This window comes from Arthrobacter sp. NicSoilC5, assembly GCF_019977395.1.
Taxonomy (GTDB): Bacteria; Actinomycetota; Actinomycetes; order Actinomycetales; family Micrococcaceae; genus Arthrobacter.
In genome coordinates this window covers 4,475,897-4,498,183 of record NZ_AP024660.1, presented here as the reverse complement: position 1 = coordinate 4,498,183, position 22,287 = coordinate 4,475,897, and the positions used below count along the sequence as shown (strand labels likewise).

Genomic DNA, 22,287 nt, shown 5'->3' with positions numbered 1-22,287 from the left:
TTATACCGTCCAGCCTTGGGTTTGGAAGCAGCTCAGCCGCGGTCCGCCCGCCGGCCCCGGCGGGTGGCGGCCTCTTCCGTGGGCAGGACTCCGGGTTCGGCGGCGGTGCGCCGGCTGCGTTCTTCAAGGGCGGCTGCGGCGAGCGCCCCGTTGTCCGCGACGTCGTCCGCGTGGCTGTGCCCGCCGTCGTCCGCCACGCTGGGACCCAACGCGCCGGCTCGTGCCGCGCTGATGCCTGTCGCCTTGACCACAAGCACGGCGATGAGGGTGGTGACCGGGATGGCCAGGACCAGCCCGATGGAACCCACGAGCGTCCGGATGACTTCCTCGGACAGTTCGGCGCTGGTGAGGGTGTCCATCAGGGGCCGGTCGTAAAGCATGACGATGATCAGGATCGGCAGCGCCGCGCCCGCGTAGGCGAAGGCGATGGTGTACACCGTGGAGGCGATGTGGTCGCGGCCGATCCGCATGGCGGAGGTGAACAGCTTCCGGGCGCTGCTGGCGGGTGCCAGTTCGTACAGCTCCCATACGGCCGAGGACTGGGTGATGGTGACGTCGTTGAGGACGCCCAGGCCGGAGATGATGAGTCCGCAGAGGATCACGCCGGAGATGGAGATGTTGGAGGACGTGTTCACCAGGGTGGCGGCGTCGTGGCTGCCCACGCCGGCCAGGTTGGCGGCGTGGGTGGCCCAGGCCGCCAGCAGGGCGGTGATGGCCAGCCCGAAGATGGTGCCCAGGAGTGCCGTGGACGTGCGGGCGGAGAATCCGTGGGCGAAGTACAGGACCCCGATCATGATCACGGTGGATCCCACCAGTGCCAGCAGCAGGGGCGGTTTCCCTTCCACCAGGCCCGGGAGCAGGAAGTTCGCCAGTACGAAGTATGCGCCCACCAGGCCGATCAGGGCCCGGAGCCCCCGCCACCTGGCGACGGCGATGACCACCACGGCGTAGAGGACGGCGAGCAGGACAATGGGCATGGTCCGGACGAAGTCCACGAAGATGTAGGCCGGGGACCCCTGCGACCCGGTGGCGCCCTGGGCGTTTGAAAGGTTCAGGTACCGGATCTGGTCGCCGGGTTTGACCCCGTGGGATGCGGCCACGTCTGGGTTGATGACCACCTTTACCGGGCTGCCGCCCTTGTCCGGTTCGGTGAAGGCGAAGGTGCAGTCCGAGCCCTTGCCCGGCGCCTGCTGCGGGGCCTGCTGGGCGGGTTGCTGCTGGCCTGTTGGTTGTTGGCTGGTGTCCATGCAGCTCCCGGTGACCACGTTCTGGATGGTGCCGGTATCGAAGGTGACCCCGGGGGCGGTGGAGTACGGGTTGGCGAGCGAGACCCCCTCCTTGCTGCCGGACGGCCACAGCGCGGCCATCCCTGCCAGGGTCAGCAGCGCCAACGGTATGAGCACCGCAGCCAGGATGCGGTTCGCCTTGCTGCGGGCAGCCATCGCCTGGGGCATCGGCTCCGAATGATCCAAGGAAGCGTGGGAGTGACCGGCGCCCATCAGCAGTACAACCTCATGGTTGAACTCTACGTGCGGCGCCTTAGGGTTTATAAATGGACCATCGGGATGGGGAGGAACCAGTCATGGACAACCGTGGTGCACAGGGGGCCGGCAGCAGGGAAACCGGTACTAGTGGGGCTGGGACGGGTACCAATGGGACACCGGACAGCGGCGCAGTGCGGGCCGGGCAGGCGCCCCTTCTTCCCGCCCACCGGCCAGTGCTGAGCGTCCTGGAAGCATCCGGCAGCACCAGGGGCGTGGTCCTGGTCCTGCACGGCGGCAAGGCCCACAGCCGCGAACCGGTGGAGGCGCGGCACCTGAGCCCGGCCAGGATGATTCCTTTCGCCAGGCACCTGCACCGTGCCGGCCGGAAACACGGACTGGCCGTCTGGTCCCTGCGCAACAGCGTCCGCGGCTGGAACGGCCCGGACATGTCCCCGCTGCAGGACGCCCGGTGGGCCCTGCAGCAGATCGCGGAACGCCACCCCGACGTTCCCGTTTTCCTGCTGGGCCACTCCATGGGCGGGTTGACCGCCGTGTGCGCGGCAGACCATCCGCAGGTGGAGGCCGTGGTGGCGCTGGCGCCCTGGCTGGGCCCGGAAACTCCGGTGGAGAGGGTCAACGGCAGGAAAGTCCTCATCATCCACGGCACCACCGACCACATGACCAGCCCCTCACAGTCGCTGGCCTTCGCGCGCCGGGCTTCCGCTGACGCCGCGAGCATGCAGTACGTCTCACTCAAGGGCGTGGGGCACTTCATGCTGCGGAAGGTCCGCGTGTGGCAGACGTTGGCCACCGGGTTCGTCATCAAATCCTTTGCCGAGAGCACGGGCGCCGGCGTCCAGCCGTCCCGCGCCTTCACGGAACTGCTGCCCGAGTCCTCCGTCCACGTCACCCTGTAGGCCGTCCCGTGCCCTGGCGTCCCCCGGCCAACGACCGCTTCTACCGCCTGATCGTCCGCACGGGCCAGTTCCTGCGCTGGGCCCTGCAACTGGACATTCAGGCCTCCGGGCTGGAGCACCTGCCTGCACAGGGACCGGCCCGCGGTCCCTCCCGGAAGGCCGTCCGCGGGCACGGCGCGGTGTTCGCCGTGACGCACTTCGGCTACGTGGATTTTGCGGTGGTCGAACTGCTCCTGTGGCGCCGCACCCGGGCCCAGTTGCGGTTCCTGGTCCACCAGGGCGCGGCGGACCACTGGCTGGCGGGGCCCGCCATCAGCGCCAGCGGCCATGTAGTGGTGGGATATACCGGCCGCGCAGACGCTTATGCCGCTGCCGTGGCCAGGCTGCGGGAAGGCGAATACCTGGCAGTGTTCCCCGAGGCTGGGGTCAGCAGGAGCTTCACCGTCCGCGAATGCCGCACGGGGGCTGTCCGGATGGCGGCGGAGGCGGGGGTTCCGGTCATTCCGGTATCCATCTGGGGCGCCCACCGCATCCTGACCCGGGGTCACGGCTTCTCCTTCCGCCGCAGCTGGCGGGCGCCAATCCGGGTCCATGTGGACGAGCCAGTGGTATTTCCGGCCGGCGTCGACGTTGAGGCGGCAACGGAAGCTTTGCGCGGCACGCTGCAGGCCGGAATCGACCGCTGCATTGCCGGCTTTCCGCTCCGGCCGGAACCCGGGGCATGGTGGATGCCGGCACGGCTGGGCGGCGGTGCACCAACTGACGCCGAACGGCAGCTGCTGGACGCAGCCGACGCAGCCACGGGCCGCCGTCGTGCTCCCCGCGGAAAGTACCAGTCCAAGTAGGTAGCGCCAAGTGTCGTTTTGAGGGGTCAAAACGACACTTGGCGCTACCCAGTTGGGGCGGGGCTGGTTAGTCGGAGACCACCAGGGTCTCCGCGCCCGCCAGCCGGGCTTTGCCGCTCTCCAGGAGGGGCTCGACGGCGGCGCGCAGGGCCGTCATGGAATCGTCCAGTTCAAGCATGACCGGGTGCTGGTAGGCGATCAGGGCGAGCATGTCCCGTACCGCCTCGGCGGCATCGTCAGCATCGAGCGAGGGCTCGTGGCCAACGAAAACGTCCGTGGGCGTGTCCACGCCCGGGCCCACCTCCGCGTTGGGTGCGTCGTCAGGCCCGGCGGGGGCGGCGTAGCTGACCGCGAACGCCCGGATGCGGCCCTTCTTGCTGGGTGCCACACCCTGGCCGAACGCGGATTCCGGCTGGGCGCGGAGCACGATGGCACCGTGCGCACCGGTGAGCTCGTCCAGGAAGAGCTTCTGCACCTGGCCCACGGAGAGGACCCCCGGGGAGTCCCAGCCGTGGATGGAGGTGTAGTAGCGGCCCACCACGTCAGTCAGCTCCACTGAGCCGGTGGCCAGGTCCATGACGATGTCCGAACCGGCGTTCTCACCGTCGATGGGGCGGCCGCCGTGGTCCTTGTCCGGGAACACGGGCAGCCGGAGGGCTCCCGGCTCCACGATGACCAGCCGGGAACGCTGGATGGGTGCCAGCCCGGCGGCTTCGGCGAAAGCGGCGCCGGGGCTGCCCGGCTCTACCTTGGCGCGGAGCTTGGAAACCCCCGACGGCGCGTTCCCGGCCTCGCGGCGCAGCATGGCCAGGAGGGTGGCACCGATGCCGTTGCGGCGGTGGTCCCGCGCGACTTCAACGTACGTCCACAGGCGTTCCGGGTGCAGGGAGGCTTCATAAACGACCCCGGCGGCGACGGGGATACCGACGCCGTCAACAACGTCCTCGGCCACGATGCAGCGGCGCCACGGGGTGCCGTTCCCTCCATTGGAGGACACGGCGAGGGCGCCGCGGAACTGGCGGGCCTGCGCGGTCTCCGGACCGCCCCAGATTTCCAGCAGGGCAAGGTCGTCGCCGTCCCGCCATTCGCGGTATTCGATGGCCATGCTCAGGCGCCGATCAGCCGTGCCGCCAGGTAGCCTTCCACCTTGTCCAGGGAGACGCGTTCCTGGCTCATGGTGTCCCGCTCGCGGATGGTGACGGCCTGGTCCTCGAGGGTATCGAAGTCCACGGTGATGCAGAACGGGGTGCCGATCTCGTCCTGGCGGCGGTAGCGGCGGCCGATTGCGCCGGCGTCATCGAAGTCGATGTTCCAGTTCTTCCGCAGCTGCGCACCCAGGGCCTTGGCCTTCGGGGACAGGTCCTCGTTGCGGCTCAGCGGCAGCACGGCGGCCTTGACCGGCGCCAGGCGCGGGTCCAGCTTAAGTACCGTGCGCACGTCGACGCCACCCTTGGCGTTGGGGGCCTCGTCCTCGGTGTAGGCGTCCACCAGGAACGCCATGAAGGAACGGGTCAGGCCGGCCGCGGGCTCGATGACGTACGGGGTGTAGCGCTCGTTGGTGGCCTGGTTGAAGTAGCTCAGGTCCGTGCCGGAGGCCTTGGCGTGGGTGGAGAGGTCGAAGTCGGTGCGGTTGGCGATGCCTTCCAGCTCGCCCCACTCCGAGCCCTGGAAACCGAAGCGGTACTCGATGTCCGTGGTGCCCTTGGAGTAGTGGCTGAGCTTTTCCTTGGGGTGTTCGAAGAAGCGCAGGTTCTCCTCGCGGATGCCCAGGCCGGTGTACCAGGCCATGCGCTCGTTCATCCAGTACTTGTGCCACTCTTCGTCCGTGCCGGGCTCGACGAAGAACTCCATCTCCATCTGCTCGAACTCGCGGGTGCGGAAGATGAAGTTGCCGGGGGTGATCTCGTTGCGGAACGACTTGCCGATCTGGCCGATGCCGAACGGCGGCTTCTTCCGGGAGGTGGTGAGCACGTTGTTGAAGTTCACGAAGATGCCCTGCGCCGTTTCGGGCCGCAGGTAGTGCAGGCCCTCTTCGCTGGCCACCGGGCCAAGGTAGGTCTTGAGCAGGCCGGAGAACTCCTGCGGCTCGGTCCACTGCCCGCGGGTGCCGCAGTTGGCGCAGGCGATGTCCTTCAGGCCGTTCTCGGCGGGGCGGCCCTTCTTTTCCTCGTATTCTTCCTCGAGGTGGTCGGCCCGGTAGCGCTTGTGGCAGGACAGGCACTCCACCAAGGGGTCGGAGAAGACCTCAACGTGGCCGGATGCTTCCCATACCTGGCGGGGCAGGATCACCGAGGAGTCCAGGCCCACCACGTCCTCGCGGCCGCGGACCATGGACTGCCACCACTGGCGCTTGATGTTTTCCTTCAGTTCCGCGCCGAGGGGGCCGTAGTCCCAGGCAGAGCGCGAGCCTCCGTAGATCTCACCGGCCTGGAACACGAAGCCCCTCCGCTTGGAGAGGGAAATGACCTGGTCGAGGACGGATTTTGCTGCCATGGGGTAACTCCAATTTCTACAGGGCCGCTGGGTGCGGTCCGCGGGTTGTCAGGCCCGGCGCTGCCTTGCACCTGGGGCGCAGGGCAGCGGGTCGGGGGCGGATGAAGGAAGATCGTGGAAAAGCTTGTGTCCTAGCGTACCGGCCGCTGCCTGCGCAGCGCGCCCCGGGGCCACGGCAGGGTGGCCAGGACAATGGCGCCGAGCGTGAGCAGGGTTCCCAGCACGGTGGCCGGGGCCACGACGGTGCCCGGGGCGGGCAGCGCCAGGTCCAGGGCCAGCGAGCCGAGCAGTTGGCCCGCGATCATGCCCAGCCCGGTGACCAGTACGCCCAGGCTGCGGACCAGGAGGGCGCCCAGCCCAATGAACACGCAGCCCATGGGGCCGCCCAGGTAGTACCACCACTCCCCCGGCAGCGGGTTGGCGGGGCCGGCCACCGCGAGCTTCACGGCCAACGCGACCCAGAGCACGGTGCAGCCGGCCACGAAGTTGACCAGCGTGGCGGCAATGGGAGTGCCGTAGTGGAGGGTGGCGGTGCCGTTCATGGCCTGCTGGAAGCTCATGAGGAACCCCGCCGCCACGGGCAGCAGGATGGGAAGCAGCAACCCGGCGGCCCCGTCCCCTGAGCCTCCACTGCTGAACCGGGGCGACACCGCCCACGCGACGGCGGCGATGGTCAGGATGCAGCCAATGATGCGGATGCCGGTGACGGATTTCTTTCCAGCCGGCCCGATGCCCAGCCGGTCCACCAGCAGGCCGCTGACAGTCTGTCCGGTGACGGTGGCCACGGTGAACAGTGCCACACCGAGGATGCCCACGGTGAAGGACTGGGCAAAGACGAACAACGCACCGATGGCACCGGCCACCACGTAGATGCGGGGAAAGGCACGGTTGCGGACGGCCGGGATGATGGCGGCCAGGCCTGCCCGTCCCCGCGGCAGGACCAGGGAAATGACGATCATGACCAGCAGGCCTGTGCTGAAGCTCACGGCCGCCGCGGCGATTCCGTCATTGAGGCGGGCGCCCAGCGCCCCGTTGATGCGGCCCTGGACGGGGATGGCCAGGCCGGAACCCACGGCCAGGGGCAGGCCTGCAAGTGCCGGCAGGCGCGAAGGGGAGGTCATTGAATCCACCTTAGTTCAGGCATTATTGCTCTATGAGCAACCCCATTGAGGACGTCCCCATCCGCGACAGCATGATCCGGCTTGGCCAGCTGCTGAAGCTCGCCAACCTCGTTGAGGACGGGGTGGAGGCCGCTGAGCTCATCAAGAACGGCCTGGTCAAGGTCAACGGCGAGATCGATGACCGCCGTGGCCGCCAGCTGCACAACGGAGACACCGTCACGGTCAACGGCCAGAGCGTCCGGGTGGTCGCGCCCAACGCTGACTGACGGCGCCGGCGGGGCGCCCGGGACGCCCAAGCCGCCGCGCGCCGTCGTACGTCCTATTTGTTGAGCACTTCGTGGGTGAGGAACTCCCCCACGTGCCCGATCTCCTGCTGGTTGATGCCGTGCCACATGCCGGTGTAGAGCACCTTGGTGAGCTTGACGTGCTTGCGCACCCAGCCCATGGTGAACTCGATTTTGTCCTGGGTGATCACGGGGTCCTGCTGGTCCCGGCCCCAGAACATGGGCACGGTTCCGTCCAGCTCGGCGTCCTTGAACGTGGGGTCATCGGCGGCGTCCACCACGAAGCCTGACAGTCCGACGACGGCGGCGAAGTCCGTGGGCCGCTGGCGCAGGAGCGTGGTGGCCATCGCCATGCCCATGGAGAAACCCAGCAGGGTGACGGACGGATGCCCCACCCGGATGGTGTCGATCCACTCCAGCACGTAGGCCGAAGCCTTCTTGACCCGTTCCAGCGAGTACTCGATCGAGGCCGTCAGCGGGAACCAGGTGAAGCCGGGGCCCATGGCGATCGGCGCCCGCAGCGACGCTACGGCGAAGTCCCCGGGCAGCAGGTCGGCCAGGCTGAGCAGGTCCTGCTCATTGGCGCCGTAGCCGTGGAGCAGCACCAGCAGCGGCTTGCCGGCGCGCTGGTCTTCCGGATGGGACCACAGGACAACGGGGGCAGGAAATACTTCGGCGTCAGTCATGGTTTCCATTCTTACAGTTACCGGAAAGTAACAACCTACGTTCGCGTAGGCAGCAAGACGGAAGGCAGGATAGGACCGTGACTGACGCAAGTGCCATCCAGACCCCGTCCGCGCACCCCGGTTCCCACCCCTGGACCCGGTATGTGGCGATGGGCGACTCCTTTACCGAGGGCATCGGCGACCCCGAACCCTCAAGCCCCGGCGGCCACCGCGGCTGGGCCGACCGCGTTGCCGAAGAGCTGGGCCGCACCCAGCCGGATTTCGCATACGCCAACCTTGCCGTCCGCGGCAGGCTGCTGCAGCAGATCGTGGACCAGCAGCTGGCCCCGGCCCTGGAGCTGAAGCCGGACCTGGTCACCCTCTCCGCCGGCGGGAACGATCTCATCCGCCCCGGAGGCGACCCTGATGCCCTGGCCGAGAAACTCGACTCCGTGGTCCAGATCCTGTCCATGGGCGGCGCCACGGTGGTGCTGTTCAACGGGCCGGACACGGGTTCCTCCGTGCTGGGCAGGATCCGCAGCAAGGTGGCCATCTACAACGAGAACCTGCGGACGGTGGCAGCCCGGCATGACGCGGTCATCGCGGACATGTGGTCGCTGCGGCAGCTGAGCGACCCGCAGATGTGGGACCAGGACCGCCTGCACTTCTCCCCCTTGGGGCACCACACGATTGCCGCCATGGTGCTGGACGCGCTGAACGTTCAGCATTCGCTGGAACCGCTGCAGCCCAAGCCTCTGCCGCCGCGCACGTGGCGGGAGGCCCGGAGCGGGGACTTCGTGTGGGCACGCGAATATTTCGTGCCGTGGGTGCTGCGCCGGCTGCGGCGCCAGTCCTCGGGTGACGGGGTCATGGCAAAGCGGCCGACGCCGGGTCCCATCTTTGGCCCGGGCGTCCCGTTGGGTTCCGGCGAGGGTCCGTTGGGAACCTCGGAACCCAGCCGCCGGTAACGCTTCCGGGGTTAGGCTGGAAGGACAACACTCGAGAGGCGCGGCACCGTGAGCAGCTTGTTTTTCTGGATCATTATCCTGTCCTTCGTTGTCCCCATGGCCATGCGGGCGTACCGGCGATCCATGGCACGGCGGGACCGGGGCCAGGGCTTGCCCGGCCCGTTTCCGGGTCCGAACCAGTTCCCTGGTTCCAACCAGTTCCCGGGCTATGGCCAGTTCCCCGGTTCCGCCGGGCCGCAGAGCAACCAGCCGCGGGACGGGTACACCCAGCAGGACTACTTCTCCGGCGGCTTCGGCCGGCCCGGGCAGCAGGGCCAGCCGCCCGTGCCGTACCAGTACGGGCAGCCGCCCATGACGGACCCCCGTTACGGCGCTGGGTCGCAGGGCTTCGGGCAGGAACCGCCCTTCCAGCAGCTCGGGTACCAGCAGCCTGGCCAGGGGTACCAGCAGCAGGGACCGGAGCAGTCTTCCGGACCCGCCACTCCCCCGCCACCCTCAGGCCCGCAAGGATACCGGGCGCGGAAACTCGCGGAGCTGGACCAGCAGTACAGCAACGGTGAGCTGTCCATGGAGGAGTACATGAAGCGCCGCGGCGACATCATGAACGGCTAGCCGCCCTGGTGCTTAGCAGCCCCTCCACACAACAGGCCGGGGACCGAATGACGGTCCCCGGCCTGTTGTTTCTTAACCCGGTCTGGTGTTGTTTAATCCGCGTGCCAGGTGGTGGTGCTTAATCCACTTGCCTAGTCCACTTGCGGGAAGCCCAGGTCGATCACGGAGGTGAACGGGTCCGGCCAGCGGGTGGTCACCACTTTGCCGCGGGTGTAGAACCGGATGCTGTCGGGCCCGTACATGTGGGTGTCGCCGAACAGCGAGTTCTTCCAGCCGCCGAACGAGAACGTGCCCACCGGGACCGGGATGGGGACGTTGACGCCCACCATGCCTGCCTCAACGTCGAACTCGAACTGCCGCGCCGCCCCGCCGTCGCGGGTGAAGATGGCCGTGCCGTTGCCGAACTGGTTGTCATTGACCAACTGCACCGCGTCGCTGTAGGTGTCCACGCGGACCACGGACAGGACCGGGCCGAAAATCTCGTCGTCGTACACCTTCATGCCCGGCTTGACGTGGTCCACCAGGCTGACCCCAATGAAGAACCCGTCGGAGTCGAACTGCTGGGAGCGGCCGTCCACCACCACGGTGGCGCCTTCGCCTTCGGCTCCGGAAACGTAGGATGCCACCCGGTCGCGGTGCTCCGCGGTGATCAAGGGGCCCATCTGGGAGGCCGGGTCGGTTCCCGCACCGATCTTCAGGTCTGCCATGCGGCTGGATATCGCCTTCACCAGGTCGTCGGCGATGTTGCCCACGGCCACCAGGACGCTGACGGCCATGCAGCGTTCACCGGCGGAACCGTAGGCGGCGGAAACCGCCGCGTCGGCAGCCATGTCCAGGTCGGCGTCGGGAAGCACCACCATGTGGTTCTTCGCGCCGCCCAGGGCCTGCACCCGCTTGCCGTGCTCAGCTGCCCGCTTGTAGATGGACTGGGCCACGGGGGTGGAGCCGACGAAGCTGACTGCCTTCACCTCAGGGTGCTCGAGCAGGACGTCGACCGCTTCCTTGTCCCCCTGGACCACGTTCAGGACCCCGGCCGGCAGGCCCGCCTCGGCGAAGGCCTCTGCGATGAAGACGGCCGCCGACGGATCCTTCTCGCTGGGCTTCAGCAGCACCGTGTTGCCGCACGCCAGGGCGCTGCCGATCATCCACAGCGGCACCATGGCCGGGAAGTTGAACGGGGTAATGCACGCCACCACGCCCACCGGCTGGCGGACGGAGTGCACGTCGATGCCGCTGGAGACCTGCTCCGAGCGTTCGCCTTTGAGCATGTGGGACAGGCCTGTGGCGAAGTCGATGTTCTCCAGGCCGCGGGCAATTTCACCTTCGGCGTCGGAGAGGACCTTGCCGTGCTCGCTGGTGAGGATCGCCGCGAGCTCTGACTTTCGCTGGGTGAGGATCTCGCGGACCTTGAAGAAGATGGTGGTGCGCTTGGTCAGGCTGGTGGCCCGCCAGGCCGGCAGCGCGGCGCGGGCTGCGGCGATGGCTTCCTCTGTCCGTGCCGCCGAGGCGAGCGCCACCTGCTTCTCCTGCTGGCCGGTGGCGGGGTTGAAGACCGGACCGAAGCGGTCGGCATCGGTGACGCGGGCGCCGTTGATGTAGTGCGGAATCGTTTCCAAGGGTGTCTCTTTTCCTGCGGTTCTTGCGGCGTGGTTGGTTGGACTGCGTGTCTACGTTGGACGGCGCGGTTAGTTGGACGGCGTCCCGTCGGCGGGCTGGAGCGAGCCGTCCACGAGCTTGATGATCATGGAGCAGTCCTTGCCCGCATCACCGGCATCGATGAGTCGCTGGAACAGCTGCTGGACGTGCTTGCCGATTTCCAGGGGCGTGCCGGTGTCCTCGGCGGCGCTGATGGCCAGGCCGATGTCCTTGTTCGCGAGCTCGGTGGTGAATGTGGGTGCGAAGTCGTTGTTGGAGGCCGCGGTGGGAACCACTCCGGGGACCGGGTACCAGGTCCGCAGCGCCCAGGAGTCCCCCGACGAGACCGAGGCGATGTTCCAGAAGACCTGCTTGTCCAGGCCCAGCCGGTCAGCCAGGACCGCACCCTCCGCGGTGGAGGCGAGGTTGATGAAAAGCATCAGGTTGTTGCAGATCTTGGCTGCCTGGCCCGTGGTGGGACCACCGGTGGGAATGATGTTTCCGGACATGGGCCCGATGTAGCCCGACGCGTCTTTGACGGCACCCTCTTCACCGCCCACCATGAACGTCAGGGTTCCGGCCTCGGCACCGCTCATTCCGCCGGACACCGGGGCGTCCACGAAGCGTAAGCCGGCGGCAGCAGCGGCGTCGTGCAGTTCCTGCGCGGAGGCGATGTCGATGGTGGAGGAGTCGATGAGCAGCGTGCGGGTATCCGCATGCTTCAGAACACCGTCCTCCCCGAGGTAGACGGCGCGGGCGTGTTCACCCTTGGGCAGCATGGTGAACACGGCGTCCGCGCCGTCCACCGCTTCGGCGATGCTGGCTGCACGCTTGACGCCGCCTGCCTGGGCGGCTGCCAGTGCCGCGGGGTTAAGGTCGAAGCCGCGCACATCGTGCCCGGCCTTCACCAGGTTCACCGACATGTGGCCGCCCATGTTGCCCAGGCCGATCCATCCGATAACTGCCATGCGTAAGCTCCTTTGCTTCCATTCCGGCGTTACTGCCGGCATGTCTGTGTCTACGATCACACCCTGCTAGAGTGCAATCAAGGGGAAAAATTACAGACGCTCTGTGCATTGATGCACACAAGAGGAAGGCCGCCCGTGGATTCGAGACGGTTGCCCAGCCCCGACGACCTGCTCATCCTGCTGACCGTGGCGCGCCTGGGCCGGTTCAATGCGGTGGCCGAGACCCTGGGCACCACACACACCACTATTTCCCGCCGGATCCTGGCCCTGGACAAACAGTTGGGCGGGCGTACCCTGGAGCGCAGCCCGCACGGCTGGGAATTGACGAAGCTTGGTGCGGCCGCGGTAGAGGCGGCGGAGGCGATCGAAAGCACCCTTGGCTCGTTGTCGGGCCTGATCAGCCAGGACCAGAGTGCCCTTGCCGGCCTGGTCCGGGTCGCCACCACGGACGGAGTGGGAGCCGTGTTCGTCACCCCGTCGCTGGTGCGGCTCCAGCAGCAAAACCCGCAGCTGAACATCGAGATGCTGAGTGCCACCCGGAAAGTCAGCCAGAACCGGTCAGGGGTGGACCTGGAGATCGTGGTGGGCCGGGCCGACGTCAGCACCGCGCAGACCATCTTCCTGAGCAACTACTACCTGCGCCTCTACGCCAGCCCCGGCTATGCCGCGCAGCACGGCCTGCCGGAAACGCTCGACGACGTGGGGCAGCACGCGTTTGTCTCTTACGTGGAGTCTGCGCTCCAAGTGGCGGAGCTTGGGCCCCGCTGGTCATCACAGCTTCCGACGCCCAGGACAAGCTTCCAGGCCACGAGCGTGTTCGCCCAGGTGGAGGCGGTGCGCCAGGGCGCCGGCATTGGGCTGCTGCCGAACTTCATGGTGGGAGACCGTGAAGATTTCGTCCCCGTCCTGCCAGGTGATTTTGAGCGCCAGCTGCCCATCTGGGCCGTTGCACGGCCGGAGTCGCTCCGGTCAGCGCGGGTGCAGGCCGTGATCGCGGCCCTGAAGGACGAGGTGAAGGAGCGCTCGTTGCTGCTCGCCGGGTGAGGAGCCGGGCCGGGTGAAGAACCGGGCCTGACAGTTCAGGCCCGGAAGAGCCGCCGCACTACCTGTCCCGCTGCGAGCGCATCAAGGCCCTCGTTGATCTCGCTGAGTGGCCGGGTGTCGGTGTGCAGCAGCTCAACCGGCAGTTTGCCGTCCCGCCAGTACCCGAGGTACCTGGGGATGTCCCGCGCTGGAACGGCGTCGCCCATGTAGGAGCCCAGCAGCCGCTTGCCGGCCCCGGCGAACTGCAGGGCCGGCACCGTCAACTCTGCGGAGGGGTGGGGCAGGCCCACGGAGACCACCGCGCCACCCCTGGTGACCCGCTGCAGGCAGGATGCGATGACACCGGCTGAGCCCACCGCTTCAATGGCGACGTCGACGCCGTCGCCGGCTGCTTCCTCAATCAGCCGCCCTGCGTCCTCCGGCGTCCCTACCGCGGTGGCCCCGGCGTTGCGGGCCAGCTGGTGCTTCCCCTGGTTGGGGTCGATGGCGATGACGCTTGTGGCCCCTGCCAGGCGGGCCGCCATCACGGCGGACAGGCCCACCGCCCCCAGGCCGAACACTGCCACGGACTGGCCGGGGCCGACTGCGGCGGTGTTGAACACCGCTCCCATTCCGGTGAGCACGGCGCAACCAAACATCGCCGCCACGGTGTCCGGGACGTCGTCGTCAATCACCACCACTGATTCCCGCGCAACCACCGCGTAGTCAGCGAAGGCGGAAACGCCCAGGTGGTGGTTGATCCGCTCCCCCGCCGGCGTACGCAACAGTGCCGGACCATGGAGCAGGTCTCCGGATCCATTCACCTCAGCTGCCCGGTGGCAGAGCGCGGGCCTGCCGGAAAGGCAGGCCCGGCACTGGCCGCAGCTGGGCACGAACACCAGAACCACATGGTCCCCCACGGATACGTCGGAGACGCCGTCGCCCACGGACACCACCCGCCCCACGGCCTCGTGTCCCAGGGCCATGGGAAGGGGCCGGACGCGTGAACCGTCCACGACGGACAGGTCCGAATGGCACAGGCTTGAGTAGGTGATGGAGACTCCGAGCTCACCGGCGCGCGGCTCCGGCTGCTCCAGCTCCTGCACCAGCAGGGGCCGGGACTCGGCGTAGCTCTGTTTTCCCTCGGCGCTGGCCGGGGCGGGAACGGTGGAATAGAGGACGGCGGCTTTCATGTGCCTACTTCTTGCTGGCAGCGAGCAGGTCTGCCGTGCCCTTGGCGTCGGCCGCGTCAACGTCGTGCAGCGAGATGCCCCGGGTTTCCTTCAGGAAGAAGACCGCGACGGCGGTGATGGCACACGCGATGAGCAGGTACACCGCCACCGGGACGGAGGACTTGTAGGTACCCAGCAGGGACGCGGCGATGATCGGCGCCAGTGAGCCCGCCACGATGGACGTCACTTGGTATCCCAGGGAGACGCCGGAATACCGCATCCGGGTGGGGAACATTTCCGCCATGATGGCGGGCTGCCCGGCATACATGAAGGCGTGGAACACCAGGCCGATCATGATGGCCGCCAGGATGATGACATCGTTCTTGGTGTCCATCATGGGGAAGGCAAAGAAGCCCCAGGTGGCACCCATGATGGCGCCGGCCATGTAGACGGGCTTGCGGCCGAAGCGGTCCGACAGCTTGCCCACCATGGGCACGACGGCGAAGTGGACGGCGTGCGCAAGGAGCAGCAGCAACAGGATCCGCGTGGTGTCAGCCTGCACCACCGTCTTCAGGTAGGTGATGGAGAACGTGACCACCAGGTAGTAGAGGATGTTTTCCGCGAAGCGCAGGCCCATGGCGGTGAAGACGCCGCGCGGGTAGCGCCGGAACACCTCGGCCACGCCGTAGCCCTTATGGCCGGCGTCCACCTCTTTGCGGGCCTCCAGGAAGATGGGGGCGTCGTTGACCTTGGTGCGGATGTAGTAACCGATGATGACGATCACGGCGGAGAGCCAGAACGCCACGCGCCAGCCCCAGCCCAGGAACGCGTCCTGCGTCAGCGTGGAGGAGAGGACGAACAGCACGGCCGTGGCCAGCAGGTTGCCCAGCGGCACTGCCGATTGCGGCCAGCTGGCCCAGAAGCCGCGGGACTTGCTGGGGCTGTGCTCTGCCACGAGGAGCACGGCGCCGCCCCATTCCCCGCCCACGGCGAAGCCCTGGGCGAACCGCAGGAAGACCAGCAGCGCGGGCGCCCAGTAGCCGATCTGTCCGAAGGTGGGCAGGCAGCCCATGAGGAAGGTGGAGACCCCCACCAGGATGATGCTCAGCTGCAGCAGCTGCTTGCGGCCGAACTTATCGCCGAAGTGGCCAAAGACAATGCCGCCGATAGGGCGTGCGACGAAACCGACGGCATAGGTGAGGAAGGCAGCGATGATGCCGTCCAGTTCCGTGCCGGCGTTGGGGAAGAAGGCCTTCCCGAACACCAGGGTGGCGGCCGATGCGTAGAGGAAGAACTCGTACCATTCCACGACCGTGCCGGCCATGGAGGCCGTCACCACTTTCTTCAGGCCTGAGGCCTTGACGTCGGTTTCCTCTGTACGCCTTGCGGCGGAGCTTTCCGTACTCATGCGAACTCCTTCGGCGTCGTCGTCGACACCACGGGGACCAGTCAATGGCAGACGGGTGTGATGCACACCACGAAAGCCGGATTCGATGAGTATGGTCTGCCTGCGGCGCAACCTCAACGCCGATTAGTGCAGAACGCATCTGCAGGAATGCACATTAAGGGCTGTGCGCCAGGCGGCGCCTAGACCAGGAAGCTGTTCCGCAGCCGGCCGCCCAACTGCCCGATCTCGGTGAGGAACCCGTCGTGCCCGATCGGTGCCTGGATGACATGGACGTCCACGTCCCCGGGCAGCGCCTGGGCCAGTTCGTGGGACTGCGACGGAAAATAGAGCCGGTCCGAGTCGACGGCGGCCACGAAGAACCGTGCCGTGGAGGCGGCGAGGGTTTCGGTCAAGGTTCCCCGTCCCCGGCACACATCGTGGCTCATCAGTGCCTCGGTCAGGGCGATATAGCTGTTGGCATCGAAGCGCTTCACCAGCTTGTTGCCCTGGTGGTCCAGGTAGCTTTCCACCTGGTAGCGGCCGCGGGAGGCAAGAACTTCCCCCTGCAGGGGCGACTCGGGCGCCTGGGGTGCCCGGCCGAAGCGGCCTTCCAGTTCGGCAGCCGACCGGTAGGTGATGTGGGCGATGCGCCGGGCGAGCGCCAGCCCGTCTTCCGGGCACGGACCGCCGTAGTAGTCCCCGCCGTTGAAATTGGGGTCCTGCCGGATGGCCAGCGTTTGGGCCTGCGCGAAGGCAATCTGTTCGGCAGTACTGGCGGCTCCCACGGAGATCACCGCGCAGCGCTGCACCCTTTCCGGGTACGTCACCGCCCATTCCAGGGCGCGGGCGCCGCCCATGGATCCGCCGAGGACGGCGAACCAGCTCTTGATGCCCAGCTGGTCCGCGAGCCTTGCCTCGGCAACGGTGCTGTCGCGCAGCGTGACGAGGGGAAACCTGGAGCCCCAGGGCTTTCCGTCCGGCGCGGGCGATGACGGGCCCGTAGATCCGTAGCAGCCGCCAACGATATTGATGGACACCACGAAGAAGCGGTCCGTGTCCACGGGAGCGCCGGGGCCGGCCAGCTGTTCCCACCAGCCTTCTTCGTCGGTGTCGCCGCGGGTCACGTGGGTGCTGCCGGTCAGCGCATGCTCGATCAGGATGGCGTTGCTGGCGTCCGCGTTGAGCGTCCCCCAGGTTTCGTAGGCCAGGGTGACGTCCGGGAGGTATCCCCCGGCTTCGAGTTCCAGTCCCCCGATGGAGGCGTAACGGACGATTCCGTGTTGGGGGATGGTGGTTCGGGCGACGGTAACCGTCATGGCAAGACCTCTTCTACGCGCTTGCCTGCCGTCGTCTGACCGGCAGGCCAGGTCCTCACCCGGGGCACCCCACCGCGGATGGAGGGTTGCCGGCCAGCAAGCCGGGGCTGTCACTGGCACTCATGACCTGGTTCGAGTGTACGAAACACCCCCCACTCCAGGCCAAGAGTATGACTGGTTGTGACTTCCCGGTTCGCCGGCCGGCACATGCTGCGACGCTCGCGTTTGGGGCTACGCGTCGGCGCCCTTGGCTGCCCGGAAGCCTGCCTCCAGGTCGGCCAGGATGTCGTCGATGTGCTCCAGGCCAACGGAAAGCCGGACCAGGCCCGGGTGCACGCCGGCCACAACCTGCTGCTCCGGCGAGAGCTGGCTGTGCGTGGTGGACGCGGGGTGGATGACCAGGGAGCGGACGTCGCCGATGTTGGCCACGTGGGAATGCAGCTCCAGGGCGTCGACGAAGCGCTTGCCCGCCTCTGCCCCGCCGGCCAGGTTGAAGGCCACGACGGCGCCCGTCCCCTTGGGTCCGTACTTGCGGCCACGCTCGTACCAGGGGCTGGAGGGCAGCCCCGCGTAGGCGACGGATTCGACGTCGTCCCTTGCCTCCAGCCAGCGCGCCACTTCCGTGGCGTTCGCAACGTGGCGCTCCACCCGCAGGCTCAACGTCTCCAGGCCCTGGGAAATCAGGAACGCGTTGAAGGGCGAGACGGCTGAGCCGAGGTCGCGCAGCAACTGCACACGGGCCTTGAGGATGTAGGAGAGGTTGGCGCCGAGTGCGCCGCCTTCACCGAGATCGCGGGCGTAGACCAGGCCGTTGTACGTGGGGTCCGGGGTGTTGAAGCCGGGGAACCGCTCCGGATCCTTGCCGAAATCGAACTTGCCGGAATCGACGATGACACCGGCGATGGCCGAGCCGTGGCCGCCCAGGTACTTGGTGGCCGAGTGCAGGACAATATCCGCACCCCACTCCAGCGGGCGGATCAGGTACGGCGTGGACAAGGTGTTGTCCACAATGAGCGGAACCCCGGCCTGGTGGGCCACCTCGGAGATGCCTTCAATATCCAGGACGTCCTGGCGCGGGTTGGACACCACTTCACCGAAGAAGAGCTTGGTGTTGGGCTGCACGGCATCGCGCCACTGGTCCAGGTTGTCCGGATCGGCCACGAAGGTCACCGAGATGCCGAACTTCTTCAGCGTGTGCGCAAACAGGTTGTAGGTTCCGCCGTAAAGGCTGGGGCTGGCCACGATGTGGTCGCCTGCCTCGGCGATGTTCAGGACAGCGAAGGTTTCGGCGGCCTGCCCGGAGCTCAGCAGCAGCGCGGCCAGGCCTCCTTCGAGGCTGGCAATCCGTTGCTCGACGGCATCCTGGGTGGGATTGCCGATGCGGGTATAGATGGGCGCAAGTTCAGCCAGGGCAAAACGGTTGGCGGCGCTTTCAGCGCTGGGAAACACGAATGACGTGGTCTGGTAGATAGGCAGGGCGCGGGCCCCCGTGGCGCTGTCCGCCGCCTGGCCTGCGTGGATCTGGCGGGTTTCGAAGGACCATCCGTTGGACATCCAAATCTCCTTTGACATGGGCCCGGCATGCTCACCGGCAGTACGGGCCGCGCTTGCTCCCGGCTGTTGCCGGGGAGCCAGGTCTTCACCCGGGGCACCCCACCGCGGATGGAGGGTTGCCGGCCAGCGAGCCGGGGCTTGGCGCTGGCACTCATGACCTGGGCCCAGTCTAGGAACCGGACGGTTGCCGTGGACAGCATTGTGACGAACATGGTCTTCCGGCCACTGTCTCGGCCGAATAACGGGGGCGCCGGGCGCCACAAATACTAGTAAGGGTGCCCTTAGCTGAGAGCCTGATCACAAAGTGCCAAGATGTTCGCATGCGCATGGATCACGTCTCTTACGCCTGTGAACACGATGGCCTCGCGGCCACTACCGAACGTATTGCAACTGCCCTCGGCGTTGAGGCAGTGAAGGGTGGCGTACACCCCCGCTTCGGAACCCGGAATATGATCATCCCGCTCGCCGGCCACAAGTACCTCGAAGTCGTTGAGGTCCTGGACCACCCGGCATCGGACAAGGCACCGTTCGGACAGGCAGTACGTGCCCGCTCCGCTGCTGGTGGCGGCTGGATGGGCTGGTGCGTCGAAGTGGACGACCTCGCCCCCTTCGAGGAACGCCTGGGCCGCGCCGCCGTGAACGGCAACCGCAAGTTCCCGGACGGCCGCGAACTGGTCTGGAAGCAGATTGGCATCCTGGGCCTCATCGCCGATCCCCAGGTGCCGTACATGCTCAAGTGGGAGGGCGATCCCTCGCTCCACCCGTCCCACGCGTACGAGAGCAACCTCAAGATGAGCTGCCTGACCATCGCCGGTTCCGCCTCGCGCGTCACCGAGTGGCTGGGTGAGCCGGTGGAGAAGCCGCTCGAGGACGTTGCGGTGGAGTGGGTCGCCCCGCACGGAACCCCGGGCATCCTCTCGGTCACCTTTGAAACCGCCAACGGAGCCGTCACCATCTGACCCTCCCCCGTTCCTCCCCGGATCACTTCGGGGAGGTCCCCGGGTTGTGCCCGGGCAAACTTCGGCCGCCATTGGGTGGTGACAACGGCGTCACCACCCAATGGCGGCCGAATTAATTTAAGAAGCTGCCCCCTGCGCCGCTATGAAGGACGCCAGCATGAACCGTGCACACTTTGGATGTCAGTGCCTCGTTGGATGATGTGGGCATGGGAATCAGCGGTGGTGTTGAGGTGGTTTTGGAGGGTGTTCGTGCCTCTGTTGCTGCCATCGATGCGCTGGATTTCGAAGATACTTCCCTGGCTGCCGGCGCCGGCATTGGTTCCCGTGTTGACGTGCTTCAACGGCGGTATGAGATCCGGCTGGAACGGCTGGAGGTTGCGGCCCGGCTGGAGGCGCAGCTCGCCGCGATGAAGGCGCTGGATACTGCCGAAGCCGTTGCCTTCCAGCAGGCGATGACGCCGCCGGACGCCACTGTCCAGGACCGCACTTACGCGGACATGTCGGTGGTGGAGGAGATCGCCGGGGTGCTGACCATCAGCTCGGCGGCCGCGGGCGCTTTGGTGGAGCACTCACGCCGGATCTGCTCCCTGCCGCTGGTGTTCGATGCACTGTCCGCCGGGGACATGTCCTGGCAGCACGCCCGGATTGTCGCCGATGAGACTGAAGGCCTCACCACCGAGGGCGCCCTGGCGTTGGTGGCGCACTTCTTCGACCCGGCTGCACCCCAGCCCGCCCGCGGCGCGGCCCCCGGCGAGCTTGTTCCGTCCCGGTTCCGGGCGAAGGTGCGTGGTTGGCGGGAACGCCACCACCCCGACTCGATCGAGAAGCGCCATGTAAAGGGTGTGGCTGACCGGCGGATGGAATACACCCCGGACAAGGACGGTATGGCCTGGATCTCCCTCTACTTGCCCGGGGACACCGCGTGCGCTATCTGGAACCGGACCACCGCGACCGCCCGCGGCCTCCAGGGACCAGACGAACCCCGCACCCTTACCCAACTCCGCCCCGACATCGCAGCATCGCTGCTCCTCGGCGCCGGCCACGCCGAGGAAGACGGTCCCGGCCTCGGCATTCAGGGCACGGAGGGTGTCACCGGGGTCGGGAAGGTCCCTGCGCCGCGGGCCGATGTCCTGGTCACCGTGCCCGTGTTCGCCCTCCTCGGAGCCACCGACGAACCCGCCTTACTGGACGGCTTCGGACCAATCCCGGCGTCCATGGCACGGAAACTTGTCGCCGACGGGGCGGAATCGTTCTACCGGGTCCTGATCGACCCCCGCGACGGGGCACCACTGGAGATCGGCCGGAAAAACTACCGGCTCACCGAGGCCATCAAACGCTGGATCAGGATGCGCGACACCAAATGCACATTCCCCGGCTGCACCAACCGCACCCCCGACAACGAAACCGACCACCTACAAGCGTGGCAACACGGCGGCACCACCAACGTCAGCAACCTGGCCCAACTCTGCCCCAAACACCACCGGCTCAAACACCACACCAGATGGACGCCAGATCCGGCCAACAAGAATGAACCACCCGGCTGGACCTCACCCACAGGCAGGCACTACAACCCAGAACACCCCGACCCCGAACCGGCCCAGTGGCCATCGGGAAGCTTGCCGGTCGATGCTGTTGCGGCGCCCGTCGAAGCATCAGCTCGGCCCGGATCCATGGCTGGACTTGATGACACTGCCCGGCTTAGTGACACCGTTCCGCTGACTACGGCGCCACCATGGCGCGGGCCGCACCTATCGGAGGATCCGTTGTGGCAAGAGTTCCTTGCGGGGATGCCGGTGTGGCCTGATCCGCCTGTCGAAGAACCGCCAGGTGAGAACATGGTGGACCCCAGCGAGCTTTGCCCCACTGATCCCTTGTGGGATGAGTTCCATGCAAAGTTTTTCGAGCTGCCCGCTGACCCGCAGGCGGACTGGCAGCTGCTGCTGGGCATGTGAATGTGGGTGGTGTTGGGCATTGCGGGGACACAGCACTTGTGCCGCTCAGGTAGCCCCTAAGTCCCACTGCCAGGCCTCGGCGGCGCTATCCCAGCCCCACGGCCTTACCGAAGAGGCTGAAGCCGACGAATGCCACAATGTCCAGCAGCGCGTGGGCGATGACCAATGGCATGACGCGCTTGGTACGGGTGTAGAGCCAGGCGAAGACCACCCCCATCACCGCGTTTCCAATGAAGGGACCGAAGCCCTGGTAGAGGTGGTAGCTGCCACGCAGCAGCGAGCTGACGGCGATGGCGAGGGGCGTGCTCCAGCCGAACTTGCCGAAGCGGTCCAGGAGGTAGCCCACCACAATGACTTCCTCGAGCACCGCGTGGCGCATCGCCGACAGGATCAGGACCGGAACAGTCCACCAATACGAGTCCAGTGCGCTGGGAATGATGGCGGTGGTGATGCCGAGGGCCCGGCCGGCCGCGTAAAGCCCCAGGGACGGTATGCCAATCAGCGCGGCGAGCCCGACGCCCTGCAGGAGGTCCCTCCCGGGCCGGGCGAAGTTGAATCCGAGCTTTTGGAATGCCGAACCGGAGTTGCGTGCGTTGCCGGGCGAAGCCTGCCGCTGGTCGGTGAGGAAGTAGAGAACCAGCAGTACTGGAACCAGCGCAAAGATGATATCCAGCAGCTGGTAGGTGAGGTCGAAGTACTCGCGGGTGCTCTGCGACCGGTTCAGGGTGGAGGTGCCCTCGGCCAGCGGGGCGCGGGTCATCTTGTCGAGCAGCTGCACCACGGAGTAGACAGCGGACTGGCCCAGGGACAGGCCCAGGACGATCCAGACTTCGAGCCGCAGTCGACGGCGGGAGGGAACCAGCATGTTCCCATCTTGCCTTCAGTTTCTGGATCCGGCCTGATGGAGCGGCAGATGTTGGACAGCACGGCAC

The 22,287-nt window shown here is 67.0% G+C and carries 20 protein-coding genes and 2 riboswitches; of the genes, 8 read left to right on the top strand and 12 right to left on the bottom strand.

Annotated features, from left to right (window positions below):
- Window positions 1–32: 32 nt before the first annotated feature.
- The gene (locus LDO22_RS20815; RefSeq protein WP_224027294.1) at window positions 33–1,442 is read right to left on the bottom strand and encodes a YibE/F family protein; all 1,410 of its coding nucleotides are present in this window, start codon (window positions 1,440–1,442) and stop codon (window positions 33–35) included.
- Window positions 1,443–1,675: 233 nt separating this feature from the next.
- Between LDO22_RS20815 and LDO22_RS20810 the strand changes: the two genes are divergently transcribed.
- Both LDO22_RS20810 and LDO22_RS20805 read left to right on the top strand, forming a co-directional pair.
- The gene (locus LDO22_RS20810) at window positions 1,676–2,401 is read left to right on the top strand and encodes an alpha/beta fold hydrolase (protein WP_224025546.1); all 726 of its coding nucleotides are present in this window, start codon (window positions 1,676–1,678) and stop codon (window positions 2,399–2,401) included.
- 8 nt (window positions 2,402–2,409) lie between these two features.
- Window positions 2,410–3,246 carry a lysophospholipid acyltransferase family protein gene (locus LDO22_RS20805; RefSeq protein WP_224025545.1) on the top strand — a complete coding sequence of 279 codons (837 nt, stop codon included), beginning with the start codon at window positions 2,410–2,412 and terminating at the stop codon, window positions 3,244–3,246.
- A 67-nt stretch (window positions 3,247–3,313) separates the two neighbouring features.
- Here LDO22_RS20805 and LDO22_RS20800 read toward each other — a convergent pair whose 3' ends face one another.
- From LDO22_RS20800 to LDO22_RS20790, 3 genes are all read right to left on the bottom strand, one after another.
- On the bottom strand, window positions 3,314–4,351 hold the full coding sequence (locus LDO22_RS20800) for a GNAT family N-acetyltransferase (protein WP_159632408.1): 1,038 nt from the start codon (window positions 4,349–4,351) through the stop codon (window positions 3,314–3,316).
- Between the two features lie 2 nt (window positions 4,352–4,353).
- A complete protein-coding gene (locus LDO22_RS20795) occupies window positions 4,354–5,739 on the bottom strand; it encodes a glycine--tRNA ligase (protein ID WP_224025544.1) in 1,386 nt (461 codons plus the stop codon).
- 131 nt (window positions 5,740–5,870) lie between these two features.
- Complete coding sequence (locus LDO22_RS20790; protein WP_159632410.1) at window positions 5,871–6,860, bottom strand: DMT family transporter; 990 nt, start codon at window positions 6,858–6,860, stop codon at window positions 5,871–5,873.
- Between the two features lie 32 nt (window positions 6,861–6,892).
- Here LDO22_RS20790 and LDO22_RS20785 point away from each other — a divergent pair, with 32 nt between their 5' ends.
- The gene (locus LDO22_RS20785) at window positions 6,893–7,126 is read left to right on the top strand and encodes an RNA-binding S4 domain-containing protein (RefSeq protein ID WP_159632411.1); all 234 of its coding nucleotides are present in this window, start codon (window positions 6,893–6,895) and stop codon (window positions 7,124–7,126) included.
- A 53-nt stretch (window positions 7,127–7,179) separates the two neighbouring features.
- Here the strand turns inward: LDO22_RS20785 and LDO22_RS20780 are convergent, their stop codons facing one another.
- On the bottom strand, window positions 7,180–7,830 hold the full coding sequence (locus LDO22_RS20780; RefSeq protein ID WP_224025543.1) for an alpha/beta fold hydrolase: 651 nt from the start codon (window positions 7,828–7,830) through the stop codon (window positions 7,180–7,182).
- Between the two features lie 77 nt (window positions 7,831–7,907).
- Here LDO22_RS20780 and LDO22_RS20775 point away from each other — a divergent pair, with 77 nt between their 5' ends.
- Together LDO22_RS20775 and LDO22_RS20770 are read left to right on the top strand one after the other, a co-directional pair.
- On the top strand, window positions 7,908–8,777 hold the full coding sequence (locus LDO22_RS20775) for an SGNH/GDSL hydrolase family protein (RefSeq protein WP_159632413.1): 870 nt from the start codon (window positions 7,908–7,910) through the stop codon (window positions 8,775–8,777).
- A 48-nt stretch (window positions 8,778–8,825) separates the two neighbouring features.
- Window positions 8,826–9,389: a hypothetical protein gene (locus tag LDO22_RS20770; RefSeq protein ID WP_224025542.1), complete on the top strand. Its 564-nt coding sequence runs from the start codon at window positions 8,826–8,828 to the stop codon at window positions 9,387–9,389.
- Window positions 9,390–9,520: 131 nt separating this feature from the next.
- Here the strand turns inward: LDO22_RS20770 and LDO22_RS20765 are convergent, their stop codons facing one another.
- Both LDO22_RS20765 and mmsB read right to left on the bottom strand, forming a co-directional pair.
- Window positions 9,521–11,005, bottom strand: a complete 1,485-nt coding sequence (locus LDO22_RS20765; RefSeq protein WP_224025541.1) for a CoA-acylating methylmalonate-semialdehyde dehydrogenase — start codon at window positions 11,003–11,005, stop codon at window positions 9,521–9,523.
- Between the two features lie 69 nt (window positions 11,006–11,074).
- Window positions 11,075–11,992 (bottom strand): 3-hydroxyisobutyrate dehydrogenase, encoded by a 918-nt coding sequence (gene mmsB, locus LDO22_RS20760; RefSeq protein ID WP_224025540.1) that lies wholly within the window; start codon window positions 11,990–11,992, stop codon window positions 11,075–11,077.
- A 111-nt stretch (window positions 11,993–12,103) separates the two neighbouring features.
- Here mmsB and LDO22_RS20755 point away from each other — a divergent pair, with 111 nt between their 5' ends.
- Window positions 12,104–13,036, top strand: coding sequence for a LysR family transcriptional regulator (locus LDO22_RS20755; RefSeq protein ID WP_159632417.1), 933 nt, complete (start codon window positions 12,104–12,106; stop codon window positions 13,034–13,036).
- Window positions 13,037–13,071: 35 nt separating this feature from the next.
- Here the strand turns inward: LDO22_RS20755 and LDO22_RS20750 are convergent, their stop codons facing one another.
- The 4 genes from LDO22_RS20750 to LDO22_RS20735 form a co-directional block, all read right to left on the bottom strand.
- The gene (locus LDO22_RS20750; protein ID WP_224025539.1) at window positions 13,072–14,208 is read right to left on the bottom strand and encodes a zinc-binding dehydrogenase; all 1,137 of its coding nucleotides are present in this window, start codon (window positions 14,206–14,208) and stop codon (window positions 13,072–13,074) included.
- A gap of 4 nt (window positions 14,209–14,212) precedes the next feature.
- A complete protein-coding gene (locus LDO22_RS20745; protein ID WP_224025538.1) occupies window positions 14,213–15,595 on the bottom strand; it encodes an MFS transporter in 1,383 nt (460 codons plus the stop codon).
- 179 nt (window positions 15,596–15,774) lie between these two features.
- Window positions 15,775–16,890: a homoserine O-acetyltransferase gene (locus tag LDO22_RS20740; RefSeq protein WP_224025537.1), complete on the bottom strand. Its 1,116-nt coding sequence runs from the start codon at window positions 16,888–16,890 to the stop codon at window positions 15,775–15,777.
- 12 nt (window positions 16,891–16,902) lie between these two features.
- Window positions 16,903–17,018: riboswitch (SAM riboswitch) on the bottom strand.
- 103 nt (window positions 17,019–17,121) lie between these two features.
- Entirely contained in the window at window positions 17,122–18,444 is a 1,323-nt protein-coding gene (locus LDO22_RS20735; protein ID WP_159632421.1) for a bifunctional o-acetylhomoserine/o-acetylserine sulfhydrylase, read from the bottom strand.
- A gap of 44 nt (window positions 18,445–18,488) precedes the next feature.
- A riboswitch (SAM riboswitch) is annotated at window positions 18,489–18,603 on the bottom strand.
- Window positions 18,604–18,764: 161 nt separating this feature from the next.
- Here LDO22_RS20735 and LDO22_RS20730 point away from each other — a divergent pair.
- Together LDO22_RS20730 and LDO22_RS20725 are read left to right on the top strand one after the other, a co-directional pair.
- On the top strand, window positions 18,765–19,403 hold the full coding sequence (locus LDO22_RS20730; protein ID WP_141161063.1) for a VOC family protein: 639 nt from the start codon (window positions 18,765–18,767) through the stop codon (window positions 19,401–19,403).
- A gap of 206 nt (window positions 19,404–19,609) precedes the next feature.
- Window positions 19,610–21,355, top strand: a complete 1,746-nt coding sequence (locus tag LDO22_RS20725; RefSeq protein WP_224025536.1) for an HNH endonuclease signature motif containing protein — start codon at window positions 19,610–19,612, stop codon at window positions 21,353–21,355.
- Between the two features lie 85 nt (window positions 21,356–21,440).
- Here the strand turns inward: LDO22_RS20725 and LDO22_RS20720 are convergent, their stop codons facing one another.
- Window positions 21,441–22,220: a CPBP family intramembrane glutamic endopeptidase gene (locus tag LDO22_RS20720; RefSeq protein ID WP_224025535.1), complete on the bottom strand. Its 780-nt coding sequence runs from the start codon at window positions 22,218–22,220 to the stop codon at window positions 21,441–21,443.
- Between the last annotated feature and the right edge of the window lie 67 nt (window positions 22,221–22,287).